Origin of the sequence: Paenibacillus tengchongensis (assembly GCF_008973665.1) — a bacterium.
GTDB lineage: Bacteria > Bacillota > Bacilli > Paenibacillales > Paenibacillaceae > Paenibacillus_AQ > Paenibacillus_AQ tengchongensis.
This window is the reverse complement of record NZ_WACP01000003.1, coordinates 288,669-310,067: the sequence shown is the minus strand read 5'-3', so window position 1 is coordinate 310,067 and position 21,399 is coordinate 288,669. Positions and strand designations below refer to the sequence as shown.

Genomic DNA, 21,399 nt, shown 5'->3' with positions numbered 1-21,399 from the left:
ACCTTTGTTTCTTGTACTGAACTTATTTAGTTGGAAAATCGCTACCTAATTTCACCTGTATGGCGCTTGCGGCAAATTTAGTTGGATACCCGCCACTTAATAGGGACGACAATCTTTGATGACGTCAGAATTGTCCAAATTAAGATGCGATAATCCACTTAGATGTTTCCAATCGGTAAAAACAACTAAATTAGTGTGCCAAAATCCAACTAGAAACTAGATGTACTTGCGGCAAAAAACGAAGCTGCCCCTAAGCCATTTCATGGCTTAGGGGCAGCTTCCAGTTCCCAATAGCTATTATTGTTCAAACTCGTCCACCCGTATGTCAGATTCAGGGTATCCATACTACTATGCCGCAGCATCCGGGCAGAACCGCCATAATCTGCACAAGCCTCTTCCGCCTGCTTCAATCCGTACGCTTCCTTGCCGCCTCATGCCGGTGCAGCTCAGACGGCCTTGTCGTCGCCACCGGCCTGCAGCATCCGGTAACCTACTCCGATATGCGTCTGTATATGCTTGACCGGAGCAGAGCCCTTCTCAATTTTTTTGCGGAGGGTAGCCATAAACACCCGCAAGGCCGGAACGTCGTATGTTGCACTCCCCCAAACTTCACGCAGGATATAATTGTGGGTCAGCACCTTGCCCGCATTCTTGGCCAGCAGGCACAGCAGCTTGTATTCAATCGGGGTGAGATGAATCTCTTCCTCATCCAGCCAGACGCAGCCCGCCGCATAATCAATGCGCAGATTGCCGTTAACGAACACGGAAGCATCCTTCGGCAGCTTCTCGCTGTCATAACGGATGCGCCGCAGCGTCACCCGCAGCCGGGCCAGCAGCTCTTCGACACTGAAGGGCTTGGTCAGATAATCGTCCGCGCCGGCGTCCAGCGCCTCTATTTTGTCGCGGTCCTCGTTCCGGGCGCTGACGACAATGATCGGCAGATTGGACCATGCGCGCACTTTGCGGATAATCTCCACCCCGTCCATGTCAGGCAGACCCAGATCGAGGATCATAATGTCCGGCTGTCTGGAGACCGCCTCCATGATGGAAATCTCGCCGGTTTCAGCTGTAATATATTTATACCCTTGGGTCTCCAGCGTTGTGCCGATCAGCTTGCGGATCGGTTTGTCGTCCTCCACGACCAGAATTAACGGTTTATTCATCCATAGACACCTCCTCAGACTGCAATGTAAAGCTGAACACGGTCCCCTGCGGCGGGTTATCCCGCACTGTCATCACGCCGCCGTGGGCATTAACAATCGTTTTGCACAGGAACAAGCCAAGTCCCAGGCCGCGGCGTCCGTCGCTGCGGCCGTTGTCCGCTGTATAGAACATTTCAAACAGCTTCTCCTTCGCGCTGGCTGCAATGCCGGGTCCGTCATCAGACACTTCCACGCGTATCATTCCGCCCTCCGGCCGGGCAGATAATGTAATATGCGATCCCGGCTGCGTGTATTTGATGGCGTTATCCACCAGATTGATCAGCACCTGGATGATCAGCCGCGGGTCCATCCGGGCCATGAGCAGATCATCACCAAGCTCTGTCCGGATGACATGCTCCGCCCCGGCCCGGTTAATGTGCAGGAGCGCTTCGGCTATGACTTCCTCCAGCAATTCCGCCTGCAGCTGCAGCTGGATCGTTTCGTTGTCAATCCGTGAGATGGAGAGGAGATTCTCCACCAGATTGAACAGCCACATGGAATCATCATAAATGTCCGTGTACAGCTCCCGTTTCTGCTCTTCCTTCAGCGCGGCAGAGTTGCTGATCAAGATCCCCGCATTGCCGGAGATGCTGGTAAGCGGCGTGCGCAGGTCATGGGAAATGGCCCGCAGCAGATTGGCGCGCAGCTGTTCCTGCTGAATCTGCAGCGAAGCTCTCTTCTGCTGTTCGTTTAAATATTCCTTCTCCAGCGCCAAAGCACATTCGTCCAGCATGGCAATCATCAGGCTCTTCTCGAAGACGTCAAGCGCCTCCTCCCTGCTGCCAATTACAACACCAGCAACAGCGAACACAGTATCGCCGCTGCGGACCGCATGATACAGGCACTCCGCTGCCGAGAAGGTATCGGTGGTCGCACCGGCGCGTTTATTGTTGCGGAGCACCCACTCCGCCACAGCGCGTTCATTAGGGCTGGTATATGATACGGGGTCACTGTCTGTGCTGTCTTTGGGATAAAACTGCGGCGCAGAGAGGCCCTCCCGGGCCACGTTATAAATCATAACGCTTCGTTCCAGCAGCTTTGTCAGCTGCCGGGCCGTCTCCTCCATGATGGATGGAATATCCTTGGCCTGCTGCAGCAGCCGGCTGGTCTCCAGGAGCACCTCTGTACGATAGGCCTTCTGTGCCGATTGACGGGCCTGATCCTTGACCCGCTTGGTCAGCGTGCCGGTCAGAAACGAAGCCGTCAGCATCACGATGAAGGTAATTGGATAACCCGAGTCGTAGGCACGGAGCGAATAATAAGGCTCGGTAAACAGGAAATTGAAGACCACTACGCTCAGGATGGAAGCAGCCGCACTGTATAGCCTCCCCCTGGTAACTGTAGCGATCAGCAGCACACCCAGCAGATACAAGGTAATAATGTTGGCTTCCCGGATACCGAGCGACCGGAACCATAGTCCCGCCGCAGTGCAGGCGGCCAGGATGCCCAGTGTCTTCAGCCCCTCGGCCAACGTGAGCTTCGGAGGCTCGACGAGCCGCGGCTTTCGCCGGATGAACGCAGGGGCGGCATCCGAGTCGGGGATAATATGAATATCAATATTCGGCGCCAGCTCGGCCAGCTTGTCGACAAAATGGGCTGACGGCAGCCAGCTGCGGCGGCTGGGCGACTTGCCCAGCACGATTTTGGAGACCCGGCTCACCCTGGCATATTCGGCGATCTGCAGCGGGATGTCGTCGCCGTAGACCGTGGCGATCTGGGCGCCAAGCTGCTCGGCCAGCCGCAGATTGCGCCTTAGCTCATTCCTTAAGCGGGGGTACATCTCCCGGCTCTGCGAGTTCTCTACGTACAACGCAGTCAAATTGCCGTGAAATGCATCGGCCATCCTTGCAGCGGTGCGGATCACCTTGCGGTTGGAGGCTGCCGAAGAGAGGCAGACGAGAATGTGCTCCTTCGTATTGTAACCGCCGGGCAGGCTATTGCCGGTAACATGCATGGCAATCCGGCCCACCCGGTCGGCGGTATACCGCAACGCTAGTTCACGCAGGGCTATCAGCTTGTCTTTGACAAAAAAATGCGTCAGCGCTTTGCGCGCCTGCTCTTCACGGTAAATCTTGCCCTTATGCAGCCGGCCGATCAGCTCAGCTGGTTCAATATCCACCAGCTCCACCTGATCGGCACTGTCGAACAGGCTGTCGGGAATCCGTTCCCTGACGGATATTCCGGTGATGGAGGCGACGACATCCTTCAGGCTTTCGATATGCTGGACATTAACAGTGGTATAGACATCAATGCCGGCGCGCAGCAGCTCCTCCGCATCCTGGTATCTCTTCTTGTGGCGGCAGCCCGGCAGATTGGTGTGGGCCAGCTCATCCAGCAGAATCAGCTTCGGGCGTCTGCGGATGGCGCCGTCCAGATCGAACTCGCGCTGCACATTGTCCTTGCCGGCCCGCTCAAACGGCGGAAGCTGCTCCAGCCCTTCAAGCAGCGCCGTCGTCTCCGGCCGGACATGCGGCTCAATATATCCGGCGACGACTTCGGTGCCGTCTTTTTGCAGCGTATGGGCTTCGCTCAGCATGGCATAGGTTTTGCCGACGCCGGCCGCATAGCCGAAGAATATTTTTAAGCGGCCTCTTCTAGGCTCGTCCGGCCCGGGTGAATCTGGCTCGGGCAGAGAACCGCCGGCGGATGGATACACTGCCATGTCCCTGCAACCTCTTCTTTCTCTAGCCGGAGCTTGCACTCCGCTTTGCTTTTAGCGCTAGTATATCATTCCTGAAATCTGGATGGTGTTACAACTTTGCCTGCGGTATTAAGATTGCATTAAGATGACTGCGGATACCCTCACAAATATTTACTTTCCTTTCCGTGCCGGATGCGGTACAACTGTATTTAAAAACTGAAGATTGGCGGATAGGAGGCTGTTAGATTGAGTACAAAACCTGTAATTGGCATTACGCCGCTGGTAGACGAAGCCAGAGACAGCTATTGGATGCTGCCCGGTTATATGGAGGGAATTACAGCTGCCGGAGGGATTCCGGTAATGCTGCCGCTGGTCCATGACGCGGAAGATTTGCCGGTTCTGCTCGGCAAACTGGACGGCCTGCTCTTCGCCGGTGGACATGATGTATCGCCTGCGCTGTATCAGGAACCGGTGAGCGATTTATGCGGCGCCGTCTGTCATGAGCGGGATCTGCTGGAGCGGCGGCTGTTTCAGCTCGCGCTGGCGGCCGACATGCCGCTCTTCGGCATCTGCCGGGGGATCCAGCTCTTTAACGCGCTGCTCGGCGGCAAGCTGGTTCAGGATTTGCCGGCTGAGACGCCGGGCGGTCTGCCGCACCAGCAGAAGCCTCCTTATGATATTCCCTTCCATGCCGTGACTATTGCCGAATCCAGCCCGCTCTACCCCATCGCCGGCAGTGCCAGGCTGCAGGTCAACAGCTATCACCATCAGGCAGTTCGGATTAAAGCGCCAGCCCTAGAAGTTTCGGCCACCGCAGACGACGGTATCATTGAGGGATTGTACATGCCGGGTAAACGGTTCGTACAGGCTGTGCAGTGGCACCCGGAATTCTCCTTCCGCAGCGATCCGGCCAGCCTGCGGCTCTTTCAGGCCTTTGTTGCGGCTTGCAGTGAATATCATAGCAATCATATTAATGTGTCTGAGGCAACTTTACACTGAATAACGTTATGAAAAATAACCGGGCCGCAATTCTCCTGTCATTTGGAGGGATGCTGCTCGGCTATTTTAATCTTTAATGAGCATCAGACGCCTGTTGGATCGGGTCCCCATGGAATTAATGGATTTTTCTGCTTCTAATTTCTGTGTACAGTCCATTTTTAGATAATTAGTGGAATAATCTGACTCTATCTCAGCGTGATTTAGCTAAATGGGTTATTTTTTTACCTTTATTATTACGAAGTCTTGCCAATAAAGACTATTTCGGATTAGAGCGTACGCAATGCGCAATCAGACATTGAGCGGCAGCTCTTGCCGCTGCCGCGTCTGCGCTTTGCGGCGCAGACTGTAGCTGACCGCTGTTACGGCAAAGGCCGCCAGCGCGATGATCATCGCCGTCCAGGGGAGAGCCGAAACTCCGGCCTGCTCCATAGCCACGCCTCCGACGCCCGAGCCGAAGGCGATGCCGAAGTTGGAGGCCACCGGATTCAGCGAAGCCGCGAAGTCGCGCGAGGCCGGAGAGCGCTCCACCGACAGCTCAATCAGGTAGAGCTGTGCGGTTACGTTGAGCAGGCTCGATACCGCTCCGCACAGGATCAGCATCATCAGCCCCGGTATGGGAAGCGGTGCGGCAAAATAAAATACGGCGTAAACGGCGGCCTGTACCAGAAAGACAATCCGCAGCTTGCCGACCGAGTTGCCTGTGGCTACCTTCCCGCCCATCCAGGTGCTGAAGATGGTTGCCACGCCGTAAGCCAGCAGCACCCCGCTTACCGCAGATGGAGCGACCTCCATAAAGTCAGCCATCAGCGGACGGACATAAGTGTACAGTGAGAAAGCTGCGCCGATGCCGAGAATCGGAATGAACAGGGCCAGCAGGATCCGCCTGTCGGCGAGCAGTCCGATTTGTTCTTTCAGCGAAGCCTGCGAGCCGGGGAGATGAGCCGGGATCGTCATCCAGTTCAGCAGAAACGCTGCACTGCCGAGAGCAGCCGTCAGCACAAAAGCGGCCGGCCATTCCCAGTGCTGCCCGACCCAGGTGCCGACCGGAACGCCGAGTACGTTGGCAATCCCGAAGCCGCCAAGAATATAGGATACCGCTTTGCCCTGGCGCTCTGCAGACACCAGTACACTGACCGCCGACAAGGCCAGCGAAATGCTGAGCCCGCACAGAATGGCAGTGATAATCCGGGTGACCAGCAGCCAGAAGAACGTGGTTGAGACCGCGCTAAGCAGGTTGAAGCCGACGATGAGCGCTATCAGCGTCAGGATGGTCCGCTTCTTCGGGAACCGGCTGACGAACGTCATCAGCACCGGTGTGCCGATCCCGTAAGCCAGGGCAAAGCCGGAGACCAGCGCCCCGGCAGCGGCCACCGTCACTTTCAGCGAGGCGGCAATTTCCGTCAATAATCCGACGATGATATACTCTGTCGTCCCCAGTACAATGGCCATTAATGTGAAAGCAAAGACAAGCGCGGTTTCGTTGACTTTTTTCATACTGACTCCTTAATGAAATAGAAATGAGAACGGATCGCGGTTAGAAGCGTTGATGCTCCGGGTCCGCACTTCTCCATTCCCTCCGTCCGGCACCGCCCACAACGCTGCAAGCAGTACCGAACCGCAAAGGAATACCCACAACAGCACTCCAGTTAGCACCCACATGCCCGCTGCTCCCGGTTGTAGGCATGAATGTGCTCGATGGCCTCGGCAACGGAACGGACCACATGGTTCGCCTGCTTCTTCACATCAGGATGTGCTCCGGCCATTACATAACTGTGTCCGGTCAGCGCAAACATGGGCAGGTCATTGAAGGAATCCCCGATGCAGGCAATCTCCTGCGGCTCCAGCCCAAGGGTATCCAGCAGATGCTGCAGCCCCGTCCCCTTGCTGACATTCAGCGGCATGATGTCGAGTACATCCCGTTCCGAGGTAAACGTCTCGAGCTTGCCGGGAAATTGCTCCCGCAGGTTATCCTGCAGACGGAGCAGCGTTTCCCATTCGCCAAAGAAGGAGATTTTGCAGCTGATCAGCTCCCCGCTCTCCAGATCCTGTACAAGCCGGGCATTCCCGGTGCAGCCCGTCATAATCCGCGCCTCAATCGGCTGCGTTTCCGCATTGCGTTCCTCCGTATAATAGGAATCGTCCGCGCAATGGACAAAATGATTCAGATGGCCTGCGGCTTTGCCGGTCCGCATAATCTGTGCAGCGATCTGCGGCTCGAATGCCGCATGGTACACAAGCTCCTTCTCTTTCGAGTAAATCGTCGCCCCGTTCTGGCCCACCGTAAAATAACGCCCTTCATATTCCGTCATCAGCTGCACGATTTCGGCATTCATTCTTCCCGAAGCCACGCAGAAATGGTAGCCCTCCTCAAACGCCGTCTTCACCGCCGCCCAATCCTCAGCGCTGATATTCCGTGAGCGGTCCAGCAGCGTTCCATCCAAATCGGTAGCAATCAGTTTAATCATCTTGATCATCCTCCGGTACAATTATCAGTTCCACTTGATGCTCCTCCAGCAGCCGCAGCATCTTCTCCTCCGGCTTCCGGTCGGTAATCAGCAAATCTATGGCCTCCAGGCCGGCAATCCGGTAGAACATCCGGTTATCGAACTTCGTATGATCCGCCAGCACGATGACCTGCTCCGCCCGCTTGATCATTTCCCGTTTGACTACCCCATCCTCTTCGTACGGAAAGGTTAAGCCTTCCGCCGTAATCCCGCAGGCCCCCAGAAACAGCTTATCGACCTGGTAATCCGCCAGCTTGTCGATGGTCGACTGGCCGAACAGAAAGCGGTGCTTCACATTCAGCTCGCCCCCGAGCAGATAGGTCCGGGCAGACGGCTTACGGGAAAGGACATCGGCAATGTCGATGGAATTGGTCACGACCACAATCTGCTCGGCAGTAATATGCTCGGCGGCAAACTGGACGGTTGTGGAGGCGTCCATCAGCACCCGGTCTCCGTTCTTGACCAGGGCAGCAGCACAGATTCCGATCTCCCGCTTCTCGTCCGACTCCCGCTCCAGCCGCTCTTTATATTCAAAGACCTCGGCTCCGCCTTTGGGAGGAAGCACAGCCCCGCCATGCGTGCGCAGAATCAGCCCGAGCTCTTCCATCCGCAGCAGGTCCCTGCGGGCCGTATCCCGCGATACCTCGAACCGCCGGCAAATCTCTTTGATATCAATCCGCTGGTGCCGGGTCAGATACTCGGAAATCGCCTGAATCCGTTCTTCTTGGAACATGGACATTCTCCTCTTGGATTTGCACGTATGCACTTATTCACTTGAACATTTATGCATTTGTGCGTTTATGTAAGTGATTGTACTGCGATAAAGTAGATTTGACAAGTGAAAATAAGCATTTCAACGCAGATTTTACCTTTTAAAATATGTACTTATAAGTATTTATGCTATTATGCGCACTGTTTTATATATTTCATGGATAAAAAAAAGGACTGATCCCCGCCGCCCTGCGGCAGCCGGATCAGTCCCTATTCATGTCAGTGAAGCTGCGGCTGTTCGCCTGCCTCCTCCCAGGCCAGCCGTGCCAGGGGAAAGGGGGCGACCGCCCGCTCCAGAATGCCCTGCACGTAAGCGATGGCTACGCCATAGTTCACGATCGGCACCCCGGCTGCCCTTGCCTGCTCTATCCGCCACAGCATCTGCCGGCGGTTCAGCATACAGCCGCCGCAATGCACGATCAGCGCATACTCCGTGATGTTCTCCGGGAAGCTCATTCCATTCGCGTGATCGAACTGAAGCTCTTTGCCGCAGGCCTGGCGAATCCAGCGGGGCAGCTTCACCCTGCCGATATCATCCGGCTGCTGGTGGTGGGTGCAGGCTTCGGCGACCAGCACTTTGTCGCCGCTCTGCAGGCGTCCGATGGCGCGGGCGCCCCGGACCAGCTCCTCCAGATCGCCCTTATTCCGGGCGAACAGGATCGAGAATGAGGTCAGCGCCACATCCTTCGGCGTATCCGCCGCCGCCTTCAGGAACACCTGCGAATCGGTGATAACCAGCCGCGGCTTCCGGCCCAGGCTGTTCAGCGTCTCCCTGAGCTCATGCTCCTTGGTGACAACAGCAATCGCATCGCTCTCCAGAATGTCGCGGATCGTCTGCTGCTGCGGCAGAATCAGCCTGCCTTTGGGCGCCGCCTTGTCGATGGGGGTCACCAGCACAACCAGGTCACCCGAGGCGATGATGTCTCCGACAATGCGGAACTTATCCTCTTCGTCCGGAATGGCGTTGGCCAGCGCCTTCTTCAGTTCCTTGAAGCCGTACCGCTCCCGGGCTGAGACAGGCATTACCGTAAGGCCCAGCTCTTCTTCCATGCGCCGGACCTCTGCCGCAACCGCTTCCGGACCCGTGCCGCTCAGGCCCGCCACCAAATCGCATTTATTAAGAATGCCGATGACCGTAATCCCCTTGCTGCGGATGTCTGCGGCAAGCTGACGCTCCAGTGCACCCGCACCGCAGTCAGCGTCCACGACAATCAGCGCGATGTCGGTATGGGTCAGCACTTCCAGCGTCTTTTTCTTGCGCAGCTCGCCGAGTTCCCCCTCATCGTCCAGGCCGGCGGTGTCAATGAACACCACCGGACCGAGCGGCAGCAGCTCCATCGCCTTGTATACCGGATCGGTGGTGGTGCCCTTAACCGGAGAGACGACGGCAATATCCTGCTTCGTAATTGCGTTGATGATGCTCGATTTACCGGCGTTGCGCCTGCCGAAGAGGGCGATATGCAGGCGGCCGGAACGGGGCGTGTCGTTCAGACTCATGCAGTATTCTCCTTATCCTCATTCTCCTTATTCTCATTCCGTGGATCATAAACCTGTGCCGCGCTAACATCCGGGAGTTCCCGGCCGGGTTACTTCCTCTGTGCTGAGAATCCGGTCAATTTGCTCCAGAGACAGCAGGCCGGACTCAAGAACGGCCTGACGCACGGTTATATTCTCCCGTCTTGCACGAAGCGCCACCTCAGCGGAACGCTCATAACCAATATGCCCGACTAAAGCGGTGGCTAGTGCCGTTGAATTCTCCAGCATCTGCCGGCAACGGCCGGCATTGGCCTGGATACCCCGCACACAGCGCTCATCAAGCAGTTCTACGGCGCGCGCCAGAATGTCCAGCGATTCCAGCAGGCTATCCGCGATCAGCGGCGTGAAGGCGTTCAGCTCCAGTTGTCCACCCGCTGCTGCCAGCGTCACGGCCGTATCGTTGGCGATGACCTTCATGGCGGCCTGGCCGGCCATTTCGGCGATGACGGGATTCCACTTCCCCGGCATCATGGAGGAGCCTGCCTGAACTGGCGGCAGCTCCAGCTCCCCGAGCCCGCCTGCCGGTCCGCTGGCCAGCAGGCGCAGATCGCCCGTGATTTTGAGCAGATTAACGGCCGCCGTCTTGAGCAGCCCGGACACCTCAACAAACACATCCATATTCTGCGTCTGGTCCATCGGATATTCGCTGCGAGCCAGACCATATCCGGTCAGTTCCTGAAGAAAGTCGGTCATGTAATACGTGTATTTCGGCGGAGCGTTCAGGCCCGTCCCGATAGCCGTTCCGCCGATAGAAATTTCGCGAAGCCGTTCTTCCGCCTTGTACAGCCGCCAACGGTCCCGGGCAATAGCCTTGGCATAGGCACCAAAGCCCTGCCCCGCCGTCATCGGCAGAGCGTCCATCAGCTCTGTCCGCCCCAGCTTGAGCACACCGGCGAACTCCTGCTCCTTCTCCTGCAGCGTCTCCTGCAGTGAAGCAAAAGCGGCGCTTACGCGCCGCACCAGACCGATGGCAGCAATCCGCAGGGCGGCCGGATATACATCATTGGTCGACTGATGCCGGTTCACATGATCCAGCGGATGAACCAGTGAATAGTCTCCGCACCTTCCGCCCAGCCTTAGAGCCGCCAGATTGGCGATTACCTCGTTCACATTCATGTTGGTCGATGTCCCGGCACCGCCCTGGAGTGCATCCACCGGGAACTGAGCGCTGTAATTTCCCGCCAGCAGTTCATCGCAGACCTCTGCGATAGCCCGGGCAACCGGCTCCGGGAAGCTGCCCAGCTTCAAGTGGGTCAGCGCTGCGGCTTTCTTCACTGTAAACAGGCCGTGCAGCAGCTGCGGATGAACCGGGCGGCTGCTGACCGGGAAATTCTCCAGCGCCCGCGCTGTCTGCAGTCCGTAATAGGCGTCAGCGGGCAAATCCAGGCTGCCCAGATGATCGGTTTCCCGGCGATGATGAGCGCGGGAAATGTTTGTGCCTTTTTTCACTTATGCAGCACTTCCAGCACACGCGGCAAGATGCCGTTGAAGTAAGCAAAGGCGATGCCGTAATTGGTAATCGGCACTCCCTTCTCTCCGGAACGCGCGAGCCGGTCCATCAGCTGCTTGCGGTTAAAAATGCAGCCCCCGCAGTGGACGACCAGCTTATACCGGGAAATATCCTCCGGGAATTCCGGTCCGACGCTTGAGGTAATCTGCAGTGCACCGCCTGCCGCCTCGTGCAGCTTGGCGCGGACTAGCGCGCGGTCGATTTCGCCGTTGTGCGGATGATGGATGCACGCCTCGGACAACAGAACTTTATCGCCTGGCTTCAAGCCGGCAATCACCTTTGTTCCGGCGACGAAGGTATCGAGATCGCCCTTGAAGCGCGCCATCAGCACGGCAATGGTCGTCAGCGGCACCTCGGCCGGAAGAATCTCATTGACGATGCCGAACACCTGTGAGTCCGTAATAACCAGGTCGGGCTGCACCTTCAGATCCATCAGCAGCACCGGCAGCTCCGCTTCGGTTACCGTCAGCGCCAGCACATGATGGTCGAGCAGGTCGCGGAGAATCTGCTGCTGGGAGGCGACCAGCCGGTATTTCGGGGCCGGAATCTTCTCCGGCACCACCATGACCACCACATCACCCGGCTTCACCAGATCGCCTACAATGCTGCTGCGCTCAAATTCAGCAGGCGCGCGGTCCCGGATGGCATAGCGCAGCCCGCCGAGATTCACGTTCCGCTTCACGCTTACCTTGATGATCGGGATGTCCAGCTCTCTTTTGAGCGAATCGGTATCGACATAATGGTCGTCGGTCTTGGTAATGACGCCGATGACGGGAATATGGCGTTTATCCAGCTCGCGGTACCACTCTTTCTCCAGCTTGAAGTTGTCGCTCTCCTCCGAGAAGATCAGGATGCCAAGATCGGTGAGATCCATCACCTCGCGCGTCTTCTGCACCAGAAACGGCCCCGTTTCCGTCTCGTCGTCGATGCCGGCGGTGTCTACAAACATGACAGGCCCCACCTTATCCATCTCAAAAGCTTGATAGACCGGCTCGGTCGTCGTCCCCGGCTTGTCGCCCACCATCAGCGAGGTGCTTCCGGTCAGGGCGTTGATCAGGCTGGATTTGCCCGAATTTTTTCGGCCGAACACTGAAATATGCATCTTGCCCGTAGGCAGTATCGTTTGCATCGCTTCTTCCTCCTTCGTGTTGAAACAGGAAATTGGGCAATAAATCCGTCAAAACCGCAGATCCCGCTCGCCCTGCTCCAGGCGCTTCAGCCGGTCGAGTGTGATTTTCCGCGCAGATTCTTTGGGGATGGTCTCCAGCCCCTGACGAATAATCTCTTCGCCGAGCGCCCGGGTATCCTCCCCGGCATAATCCAGCAGGTACTCTTTGAAGGTCAGCAGAGAGTTGGGTTGGCATACATTATGAATCTGTCCGGACTTGGCCAGCCGCATAAACCGGTCGCCCGTGCGCCCTTCCCTGTAACAGGCAGTACAATAGCTCGGAACATAGCCGTCGCGGCACAGGCTATAGATAATCTCCTCGGGTGAGCGGTGGTCGCTGACCTCGAACTGGGGCTTTTCTTTGGAGCGTGCGGTATTCCCTTTCTTCGCTTCCATGTACCCCCCGACACCGGTGCTGGAGCCTGCGCTGATCTGCGAAATTCCCAGCTTGATGATCTCATCCCGGAACCCCGGCTCCTCGCGGGTGGACAGAATCATTCCCGCATAAGGCACCGCCAGCCGCAGCACGGCAACCAGCTTCTTGAACTCCGCATCCTCCACCAGGTATGGATACGTTTTCAAATTAACACCTTCCGCTACGCGCAGGCGTGGTACGGACAAGGTGTGTGGACCGACGCCAAAACGTTCCTCCAAATGCTCCGCATGCATCAGCATGGCGACTGTATCATACTTGTGGTCATACAGTCCGTAGAGCACCCCGACACCGACATCGTCGATCCCGCCCAGCTGCGCCCGGTCCATCGCCGTGGTATGCCAGTCATAGTCACTCTTCGGGCCCTGCGGGTGCAGCTCCGCATAAGTGGGCCTATGGTACGTTTCCTGGAACAATATATAGGTGCCGATCCCGGCATCATGCAGCTTCCGGTAGTCTTCGACGGTGGTGGCCGCAATATTGACGTTCACCCGCCGGATGCTGCCGTTATCCACCTTGACCGCATAAATGGTCTCAATCGCTTCCACGACATAATCAATCCCGCAATGCACGGGGTCCTCCCCCGCTTCCACCACCAGCCGTTTGTGCCCCAGCTCCTGCAGCACCCGCACTTCCTCCGCCAATTCGTCCATCTGCAGCCTGCGCCGCTCGAAATCCTTGTTGCTGTGCTTGTAACCGCAGTATTCGCAGTTATTGACACAGTAATTGCTGATGTACAGCGGGGCAAACAAGACGATGCGGTTGCCGTATATCTTTTCCTTGACCGCCCTGGCGGAAGTGTAGATGTCGGCGAGCACCTCCGGATCGGTAACCTCCAGCAGCACGGCCGCTTCCCGGTGGGTCAGTCCCTTGCATTCCTGCGCCTTTGCCAACAATTCTTGGACATAGGCCTGGTCCCCGGCTTTGACTGCGGCTTCCCGCAAGCTCCGGTGGATTTCCTCATCGTCGATAAAATGTGCCGCCTCCAATTCCTTCCGCACGGCGTCAACCTCCCGAGTTGCACTTTAGGCAAAATTGATTTTGGTCAGACCAGTATTCTCTTCGATGAAACCTGCTCTCAGAACCGGGAACGCACAAGATAGTGAGTATGCAGCAGCTCGTGGGACTTGTGGCCGCCGGGGCTGCCCAGAAATTCCGCATACAGCTTCTGAATCTGCGGGTTCTTATGCGATTTGCGGATCTCTTGCGCCTCATCCTCGGAATAAATGCCTTTCGCCCGCTCCGCTTTAATATTGACCGTCTCCACGGTTCTCGCATCATGGATCGGCTGCCCGCCGCCTGTAATACAGCCGCCTGCACAAGCCATGACCTCCATAAAGTCGTAGCTCTTCTCGCCCCGCTCTATAGCTTCCATCAGCTTACGGGCATTGCCGAGTCCGTGAACCACAGCTGTCCGGATCTCCTTGCCGCCCGGCAGCTCGATCACATTCTCTTTGATGCCCTCCATCCCCCGGACCGCCGTATACTCGACCGTCTCCAGCTCCTGCCCGGAGGTCAGCTCGAACACGGTACGCAGTGCCGCTTCAGCGACTCCGCCGGTTGCCCCGAAGATGACTCCGGCGCCCGAAGCCTCGCCGAACGGATTGTCGAAGGCCTCATCCTTCAGGTTCGCGAAATCAATCCCGGCCTCCTTGATCATCGCCGCCAGCTCCCGGGTCGTCAGCACCCAGTCGACATCAGACAGCCCGCCGCCGGACAATTCGTCCCGGCCGCTCTCGAACTTCTTGGCGGTGCAGGGCATAATCGAGACGACGACAATATCCTCCGGCGCAATCCCTTCCTTCTTGGCAAAATAAGATTTCACCATCGCCCCTTCCATTTCATGCGGGGACTTGCAGGTCGAGAGATGATCCAGCATATTCGGGAAATTATGCTCCACAAACTTCACCCAGCCCGGACAGCAGGAGGTCATCAGCGGCAGATTCTGCCCGCTGCCGAGCCGGTTCAGCAGCTCTGTCCCCTCTTCCATAATGGTCAGGTCGGCGCCGAAGTTGGTGTCGAATACCTTATCGAAGCCCAGTCTCCGCAGTGCGGCCACCATCTTGCCGGTGACGCGGGAACCGATCGGCATTCCGAACTCTTCCCCGAGTGCTACGCGCACCGCCGGAGCGGTCTGCACGACCACGGTTTTGGCCGGGTTGGCGATGGCGTTCCAGACATCGCCGATATTCTCGTGCTCACTGAGCGCGCCGACGGGACAGGCCATGATGCACTGGCCGCAGTTAATGCAGGTCGATTCCGCCAGCGGCCGGCCGAATGCGGTGGAAATCACCGTATCGAAGCCGCGCCCCGCGAAGCCTATAGCATGAACGGTCTGCAGGGTTCCGCAGGCCCCGACACAACGGCCGCACAGAATACACTTCGCTGCATCCCGGAGGATGGCCGGAGAAGTATAATCCTTCTCCTGGCTGGATTTCTCCCCGACATAAGACACCTGGCGGATGTTGAGATCATTCGAGACCGACTGCAGCTCGCAGCTGCCGCCGCGGGAACAGCTGAGGCATTCGCGTTCATGGTCGGACAGCAGGAGCTCCACCGAAGTCCGGCGGGCATCGCGCACCTTCTTCGTATTCGTGCGGATCTGCATGCCTTCCTCGGCAATCAGCGTGCAGGAGGCGATTAGCCTGGGGCCTACCTCCACCACGCATACCCGGCAGCTGGTGGAGTGGTTGACGCCTTGCAGATAGCACAGGGTGGGAATTTGAATATCGAGCCCGCGCGCCGCTTCCAGCACGGTCATGCCCTTGGGAATTTCCGTATCGATTCCGTCGATGGTTATATTAATCGTCTTCAACCCGATCACTCCTATTGTCAGACTATCATTACGGCTTTGAATTTGCAGACATCGAAGCAGACGCCGCATTTGATGCAGGTGGCCTTCTCGATGACGTACGGCTCCTTCGGCTTGCCGCTGATGGCATCGGTTGGACATTTGCGGGCGCAGAGGCTGCAGCCCTTGCACAGCTGCGCGTCGATCTCATAGGAAATCAGCGATTTGCAGACGCCTGCCGGGCATTTCTGCTCCGTAATGTGGGCCACATATTCATCCCGGAAGTACTTGATGGTGGACAAGACCGGGTTAGGCGCCGTCTGGCCGAGCGCACACAGCGACGAATTCTTGATCTGCAGCGACAGACTTTCCATCTTATCGAGGTCCGCAAGCGTGCCTTTCCCCTCGGTGATCTTGTCGAGCAGCTCCAGCAGCCGCTTGGTGCCGATCCGGCAGGGTGTGCATTTGCCGCAGGATTCGTCGCGCGTGAAATCGAGGTAGAACCGGGCAACGTCGACCATGCAGGTATCTTCGTCCATAATGATCATCCCGCCGGAGCCCATCATGGACCCCAGGCTGGTCAGCGTATCGAAGTCGATGGTACAGTCCAGATGCTCTTCGGTCAGACAGCCGCCGGAAGGACCGCCGGTCTGCACAGCCTTGAACTTCTTGCCGTTCGGAATGCCACCGCCGATCTCGAAGATGACCTCGCGCAGTGTGATACCCATCGGCACCTCGACAAGTCCGGTGTTAACCACCTTGCCGCCGAGGGCGAATACCTTCGTGCCCTTGGACTTCTCCGTTCCGATAGAGGCATACCAGTCCGCCCCGTTCAGGATGATCTGCGGAATGTTGGCCAGCGTTTCCACATTGTTAATAATTGTCGGCTCGTTCCACAGCCCCTGTACGGCCGGGAACGGCGGCTTCGGTGTCGGCATCCCCCGGAAGCCCTCAATGGAATGGATCAGCGCCGTCTCTTCCCCGCAGACGAAGGCCCCTGCGCCGAGCCGGACGTCGATGTCGAACTTGAACCCCGTGCCGAGCACATTGTCGCCGAGCAGCTCATATTTCCGGGCTTGATCAAGCGCTTTCATTAAACGCTGGACGGCTATAGGATATTCCGCCCGCACATAGACAAAGCCCTGGCTCGCCCCGATCGCATACCCGGCAATCGCCATCGCCTCAATGACGGCATGGGGGTTGCCTTCCAGAATAGAACGGTCCATGAAGGCCCCGGGGTCACCTTCATCGGCATTGCAGATGATGAACTTCTGCGTCTTCTCCTGCTTGGCGGCGAATTCCCACTTCAGCCCGGTGTTAAAGCCGCCGCCGCCGCGCCCGCGCAAGCCGGAGCGCTTAACCGTATCAACAACCTGGCCGGGAGTCATCGTCATAATGACCTTGCCAAGCGCCGTATAACCATCGCTGGCGATGTACTCATCAATGACCTCGGGATCAATGGTGCCGCAGTTCCGCAAAGCAATGCGCACCTGTTTTTTATAGAAATCAGTTTCCTCAAAATTAAGAAGCTCGCCGTCCTTCTTGGTCTGCTCGTAAATCCGTTTCTCGTAGGGTGTTCCATACAGCAGGTGCTGCTCCACAATTTCCGGAATATCCTTCACCTCTACCCGGCTGTAGAATATCCCTTCCGGGTACACAATTACGACCGGACCCAGCTCACACAGCCCGAAGCAGCCGGTGCGTACCACCTCCGCTTTATTCTGAATGCCTAAGCTTTCAATCTCCCGGTTCAGCGCATCGACGATGGCATTTGAATCCGACGATGTGCAGCCCGTACCGCCGCAGACCATCACGGACCGGTACTGAATGGACTCCGGCGTCTGCCCGGTGATCCTGCGGTTATCGAGCCGGCCCTTCGCCAGCGTGCGGATTGCATCAAGATCCGTTAACAGCTTCATGTCAGGCACCTCCACTTAAAATCGCGCGCCCGCGCGCTAGGGTGAGCATCAGTATTCCTTCAAAATTTTCGGCACATTGTTCGGCACCAGCCGCCCATGCACCTTCTCGCCGATGGTCAGCACCGGTGCAAGTCCGCAGGCACCCAGGCAGCGCGTCGCTTCCAGCGTGAACTTGTTGTCCTCTGTCGTCCCCTGCACAGGGACCTTCAGCTCGGTGCTAAACCGGTCAAGGAGTGCCTGGGCACCCTTAATGTAGCAGGCGGTGCCCATGCAGACCCGGATAATGTTGTCTCCCTTGGGGGTGAGGGAGAAGAAGTGGTAGAACGAAGCCACCCCGTAGATCTCGCTCATCGGCAGGTTCAGCGCCCTGGAGACAATCTGCAGAATCTTCTCCGGCAGGTAGCCGTACACATCCTGCACTTCATGCAGGACCGGAATCAGCGCGCCTTTGATGCTTCGGAACTGCTCAATGGCCGCTTCGATCTTCTCCAGCTTCTCATCAATATCGGCTTCGGCTGTAGCTCCACAGCCGGAGGTGAGTTGCTCTTCCATGATTAAAGCTCCCTTCAATCAAGTTATATTAAGCGGAACCGCCCACGGGTCACGACTGCTTAGAGCAGCGCATTCTCGCTTCTGAGCTTCAGCCGGGTCCAGCGGCGTTCGATTTCCGCCTCGAAATCCTGCAGCAGCTCCGCATCGCCGAGCAGATGCTTGGTTTTGCCCATACCCTTCAGCCAATCGGTCACAGGGATACGCTTGTTCTTCAGCTCCGGATTATAAGTCAGGCTGGTAATGCCCTGCTCAATTTCATAGAGCGGGAAGAAGCAGGAGTCGACGGCCGCTTTGACCAGCTCGGTTCCGTTATCGTCCGGCGATTTCCAGTTCAGCGGGCAGGCGCACAGAATCTTTCCGTAAGCAGTGCCGACATTATTGGCGTACCACTGGGCTTTGGCCGCCTTCTGCAGCAGATCCTGCGGGTTCGACTCGGCGGCGGTAAATACATAAGGGATGTTGCAGGCCGCCAGAATCTGCGCCGTATCCTTGTGATGGCCCTTCTTGCCCTTCTGGGCCTTGCCGACGCCCGAGGTGCTCGTCATGTGCCCGATCGGCGTGGAGTAGGACAGCTGGGAGCCGGTGTTCATGTATCCCTCATTGTCGTATTCGAGAATAATCATCTTATGATTGCGCAGCGCTGCGCCGACGGTAGCGCCCATCCCGATGTCCATGCCGCCGTCGCCAGACACCATGACGAAGGTCAGATCGTCCGCGACTTCGATCTCGCCCCGGCGCTTCAATTCATAGAACGCATCGACCATCCCGGCGACGGTGGCCGCACCGTTCTGGAACAAGTTGTGCACGAAGGTCTGCTTATGCGATGAATACGGATAGCTGGCGGTGACCACGTAGGCGCAGCCCGTCTGGAACAGCACGACCATATCGCCTTCAATGCCCTTGAAGAACAGCTCCAGCGCGGACAGCGCGCCGCAGCCTGGACAAGCGCCGTGGCCCGGTGCCAGGCGGTGCGGCTTGGCGGTCAGCTGGCGCAGCGGCGGCAGCTTCACCTTCAGCAGGCCGGTCTCCTCATTCTGCGTCACCTGGATCAGCCCAGTCTTGAAGGCGTCGCCGTGCGGCGGCTCCATCACCGGCTGCAAAGTGTTCTTCTCTTCGCCGGGATAGTAGCCGTGATAGTCGAACGGCTTCGCTGCATAACCCAGCTCGGCGGCCTCGATCGCCAGCTGGAAGAACGCCTGGGCGTCGTCGGCATAGAAGTCCTTGCCTCCCAGTCCGAAGACCCGCGAGAGAACCACTGTCTCGTTCTCCGGATCGACCTGCAGCGCTGAGCGGATCTCATGCGTCAGATTGCCGCCTTCCGCGCCGTAGGAGTCGGCGCGTTCGCCGACGAGCAGCGCTTTCACGTGCTTCAGCGCCTCGCGCAGCTGCTCCGCCGGGAACGGGCGGATAATATTCGGACGGATCAGCCCGGCCTTAATCCCCTTCGCCCGCAGAGCGTCTACCGTATCCTTGGCCGATTCCGCCGCCGAATTGAGCAGGAAGACTGCGACTTCCGCGTCCTCCATGCGGTACAGGTCCAGCACCTTGTATTCACGGCCCGACAGGAGCGCATATTCCCTGACCACTTCCTCGTATACCTCTTCCGCTGCATACAGCGCTTCCGACAGCTGATAATGGTTATTGAGCAGATCGTCGCCGCCCATATGCGCCCCGATGGTCACAGGATGCGCCGGGTCGGACACATTCGGATAACCGGGATTCGGATTCGGCCCGACGAAGTTCCGGACAGTCTCATTGTCCTTGAAATACTGCACCTTACGCTTCTGGTGGGAAGTGAAGAAGCCGTCGTAAGCCACGATGACGGGCAGCCGCACCTTGGAATGCTCCGCCACCTTAAGCGCGATAATGTTCATATCGTATACCGCCTGCGGGGTGCTGGCTGTCAGAATGACCCAGCCGGTGTTGAGCGCATAATACAGGTCGGAGTGGTCGCCGCGGATATCCAGCGGTCCACTGACGGCGCGGGTCACCAGGTTCAGCACCATCGGAAAGCGCGTACCCGATTGGGTCGGCAGCTGCTCCAGCATGTACAGGAAGCCCTGGGAGCTGGTGGCGTTCACGACGCGCGCACCGGCCAGCGCCGCGCCGTAGCAGATGCCGGCCGAGCCGTGTTCGCCGTCAGCAGCAATCAGCTGGATATCATGCTGGCCGCGGGCCTTCATCTGGTCGAGGTACTGGGCGACCTCTGTGGACGGCGTAATCGGAAAGTAGCCCATAATATGATAATTGATCTGTGCGGCGGCCGTTGCCGCCATTTCATTGCCCGATTCAAAATAAGTGACCTGCTCGGCAGGCAACGCCTTGGTCAGTTCATTTTCGCTGATTGCCATTTCTCTTCTCCACCCTTTCGCCTATATGAATACTTGGGCCACGCGGTGCTGCTCGGCATAACCGACCTCTTCGCGGGTGCTCTTCAGTGCGTCCGTAGGACAGGCATCGATACATTTCAGGCAGCCTTTACAGTACTGGTAGTCGATGCCGCGCAGGAACTGCTGCACTCTTCCCCGCTTATCCTCGGCCGGCTCCCAGACGAAGCAGTAATCCGGGCAGACGTTGTCGCAGGCTGCACAGCTGATGCAGGTATCCGCGTCGTACACGGGAATCATTCCCGCCCGCGAACCGCTCAGGTCCTTCAGAATGCTGTTGGCCTGTGCGGCAATGAGACCGCCCGGCAGCTGTGTCCGGTACCCGAGCATAGACTGGGCCCGCTTGAAGGGCTTCACCGCCGTACCCTCCGGCGCTTCATAGGTCTTGAACTTCACTTCATTGTAACCGCGGTCAAAGGTGCGCAGATTCGGCTCCACGAGATGCGGATACTTCTTTTCGAACGTTCTTCGGATGACGGCGCGCATCGCTTCCGGGTCCAGAAAATCGCAGATCCGGAACAGCGCGCCCAGCATGGAGGTGTTGACCTTCGTCTTCTCCTCCACCGCGATGCCCATGGCATCCACCAGGGCGATGGTGCCGTATTCCAGCTTGAGGTCGGCACGTACCTCGTCGAAGTCCCGGGTGGTGTTGATCAGCACAACCCCGTCCAGCGGCAGTCCGCTGACCACGTTGACCGTCTTATACAACGCTTCATGGAACACCGCCACGACATGCGGCTCCTCGATTGGACTGTGGTCGCGGATTTCCACCTCGGGATCGCAGAACCGCACAAAGGTCTTGACGGGTGTTCCCTTCTTCTCCGAACCGTAGGATGAGAAATTGGCCGCGTTCAGCCCGAGCTCAATCGCTCCGGTCTCGGCCAGCATTTTACCGGCAAGGTTGGCTCCGAGCCCGCCGATGGATTCCAGCCGGATCTCGAAAAAACCTAGCGCATTCTGCTTTGGTAAAGTAGACATATGGGTTC

Annotated in this window: 15 protein-coding genes; 1 reads left to right on the top strand and 14 read right to left on the bottom strand. The window is 57.7% G+C overall.

Features of this window, described 5'->3' with window-relative positions; genetic code table 11:
- Positions 1-446: 446 nt before the first annotated feature.
- Together F1381_RS07095 and F1381_RS07090 are read right to left on the bottom strand one after the other, a co-directional pair.
- Positions 447-1,163: a response regulator gene (locus F1381_RS07095; RefSeq protein WP_151734119.1), complete on the bottom strand. Its 717-nt coding sequence runs from the start codon at positions 1,161-1,163 to the stop codon at positions 447-449.
- Positions 1,156-3,864 carry a sensor histidine kinase gene (locus F1381_RS07090; protein ID WP_151734118.1) on the bottom strand — a complete coding sequence of 903 codons (2,709 nt, stop codon included), beginning with the start codon at positions 3,862-3,864 and terminating at the stop codon, positions 1,156-1,158. Before F1381_RS07090 ends, F1381_RS07095 begins: the two co-directional genes overlap by 8 nt.
- Positions 3,865-4,089: 225 nt before the next feature.
- On the opposite strand from F1381_RS07090, the gene F1381_RS07085 reads away from it, so the two are divergent.
- Positions 4,090-4,842, top strand: coding sequence for a gamma-glutamyl-gamma-aminobutyrate hydrolase family protein (locus F1381_RS07085; protein WP_151734117.1), 753 nt, complete (start codon positions 4,090-4,092; stop codon positions 4,840-4,842).
- A 288-nt stretch (positions 4,843-5,130) separates the two neighbouring features.
- On the opposite strand, the gene F1381_RS07080 is transcribed toward F1381_RS07085, so the two are convergent.
- The 12 genes from F1381_RS07080 to F1381_RS07025 all read right to left on the bottom strand — a co-directional run bounded on the left by F1381_RS07080 (position 5,131) and on the right by F1381_RS07025 (position 21,391).
- On the bottom strand, positions 5,131-6,336 hold the full coding sequence (locus F1381_RS07080) for an MFS transporter (protein ID WP_151734116.1): 1,206 nt from the start codon (positions 6,334-6,336) through the stop codon (positions 5,131-5,133).
- A 152-nt stretch (positions 6,337-6,488) separates the two neighbouring features.
- Positions 6,489-7,307 carry a Cof-type HAD-IIB family hydrolase gene (locus F1381_RS07075; protein ID WP_187355228.1) on the bottom strand — a complete coding sequence of 273 codons (819 nt, stop codon included), beginning with the start codon at positions 7,305-7,307 and terminating at the stop codon, positions 6,489-6,491.
- Complete coding sequence (locus tag F1381_RS07070) at positions 7,300-8,079, bottom strand: DeoR/GlpR family DNA-binding transcription regulator (RefSeq protein WP_151734114.1); 780 nt, start codon at positions 8,077-8,079, stop codon at positions 7,300-7,302. Before F1381_RS07070 ends, F1381_RS07075 begins: the two co-directional genes overlap by 8 nt.
- Positions 8,080-8,336: 257 nt before the next feature.
- The gene (gene hydF / locus F1381_RS07065; protein ID WP_151734113.1) at positions 8,337-9,614 is read right to left on the bottom strand and encodes a [FeFe] hydrogenase H-cluster maturation GTPase HydF; all 1,278 of its coding nucleotides are present in this window, start codon (positions 9,612-9,614) and stop codon (positions 8,337-8,339) included.
- 63 nt (positions 9,615-9,677) lie between these two features.
- Complete coding sequence (locus tag F1381_RS07060) at positions 9,678-11,102, bottom strand: aspartate ammonia-lyase (protein WP_151734112.1); 1,425 nt, start codon at positions 11,100-11,102, stop codon at positions 9,678-9,680.
- Positions 11,099-12,292, bottom strand: coding sequence for a [FeFe] hydrogenase H-cluster maturation GTPase HydF (gene hydF, locus F1381_RS07055; RefSeq protein WP_151734111.1), 1,194 nt, complete (start codon positions 12,290-12,292; stop codon positions 11,099-11,101). Before hydF (F1381_RS07055) ends, F1381_RS07060 begins: the two co-directional genes overlap by 4 nt.
- A 48-nt stretch (positions 12,293-12,340) precedes the next feature.
- On the bottom strand, positions 12,341-13,765 hold the full coding sequence (gene hydG, locus F1381_RS07050; protein ID WP_151734110.1) for a [FeFe] hydrogenase H-cluster radical SAM maturase HydG: 1,425 nt from the start codon (positions 13,763-13,765) through the stop codon (positions 12,341-12,343).
- 77 nt (positions 13,766-13,842) lie between these two features.
- Positions 13,843-15,588: an NADH-dependent [FeFe] hydrogenase, group A6 gene (locus tag F1381_RS07045; RefSeq protein ID WP_246187935.1), complete on the bottom strand. Its 1,746-nt coding sequence runs from the start codon at positions 15,586-15,588 to the stop codon at positions 13,843-13,845.
- Positions 15,589-15,596: 8 nt separating this feature from the next.
- Positions 15,597-17,474 (bottom strand): NADH-quinone oxidoreductase subunit NuoF, encoded by a 1,878-nt coding sequence (gene nuoF, locus F1381_RS07040; protein ID WP_222850423.1) that lies wholly within the window; start codon positions 17,472-17,474, stop codon positions 15,597-15,599.
- Positions 17,475-17,522: 48 nt separating this feature from the next.
- On the bottom strand, positions 17,523-18,026 hold the full coding sequence (gene nuoE, locus F1381_RS07035; protein ID WP_151734108.1) for an NADH-quinone oxidoreductase subunit NuoE: 504 nt from the start codon (positions 18,024-18,026) through the stop codon (positions 17,523-17,525).
- A 59-nt stretch (positions 18,027-18,085) separates the two neighbouring features.
- Positions 18,086-20,377 (bottom strand): thiamine pyrophosphate-dependent enzyme, encoded by a 2,292-nt coding sequence (locus tag F1381_RS07030; RefSeq protein ID WP_151734107.1) that lies wholly within the window; start codon positions 20,375-20,377, stop codon positions 18,086-18,088.
- A gap of 21 nt (positions 20,378-20,398) precedes the next feature.
- Entirely contained in the window at positions 20,399-21,391 is a 993-nt protein-coding gene (locus F1381_RS07025) for a 2-oxoacid:acceptor oxidoreductase family protein (RefSeq protein WP_151734106.1), read from the bottom strand.
- Positions 21,392-21,399 lie beyond the last annotated feature (8 nt).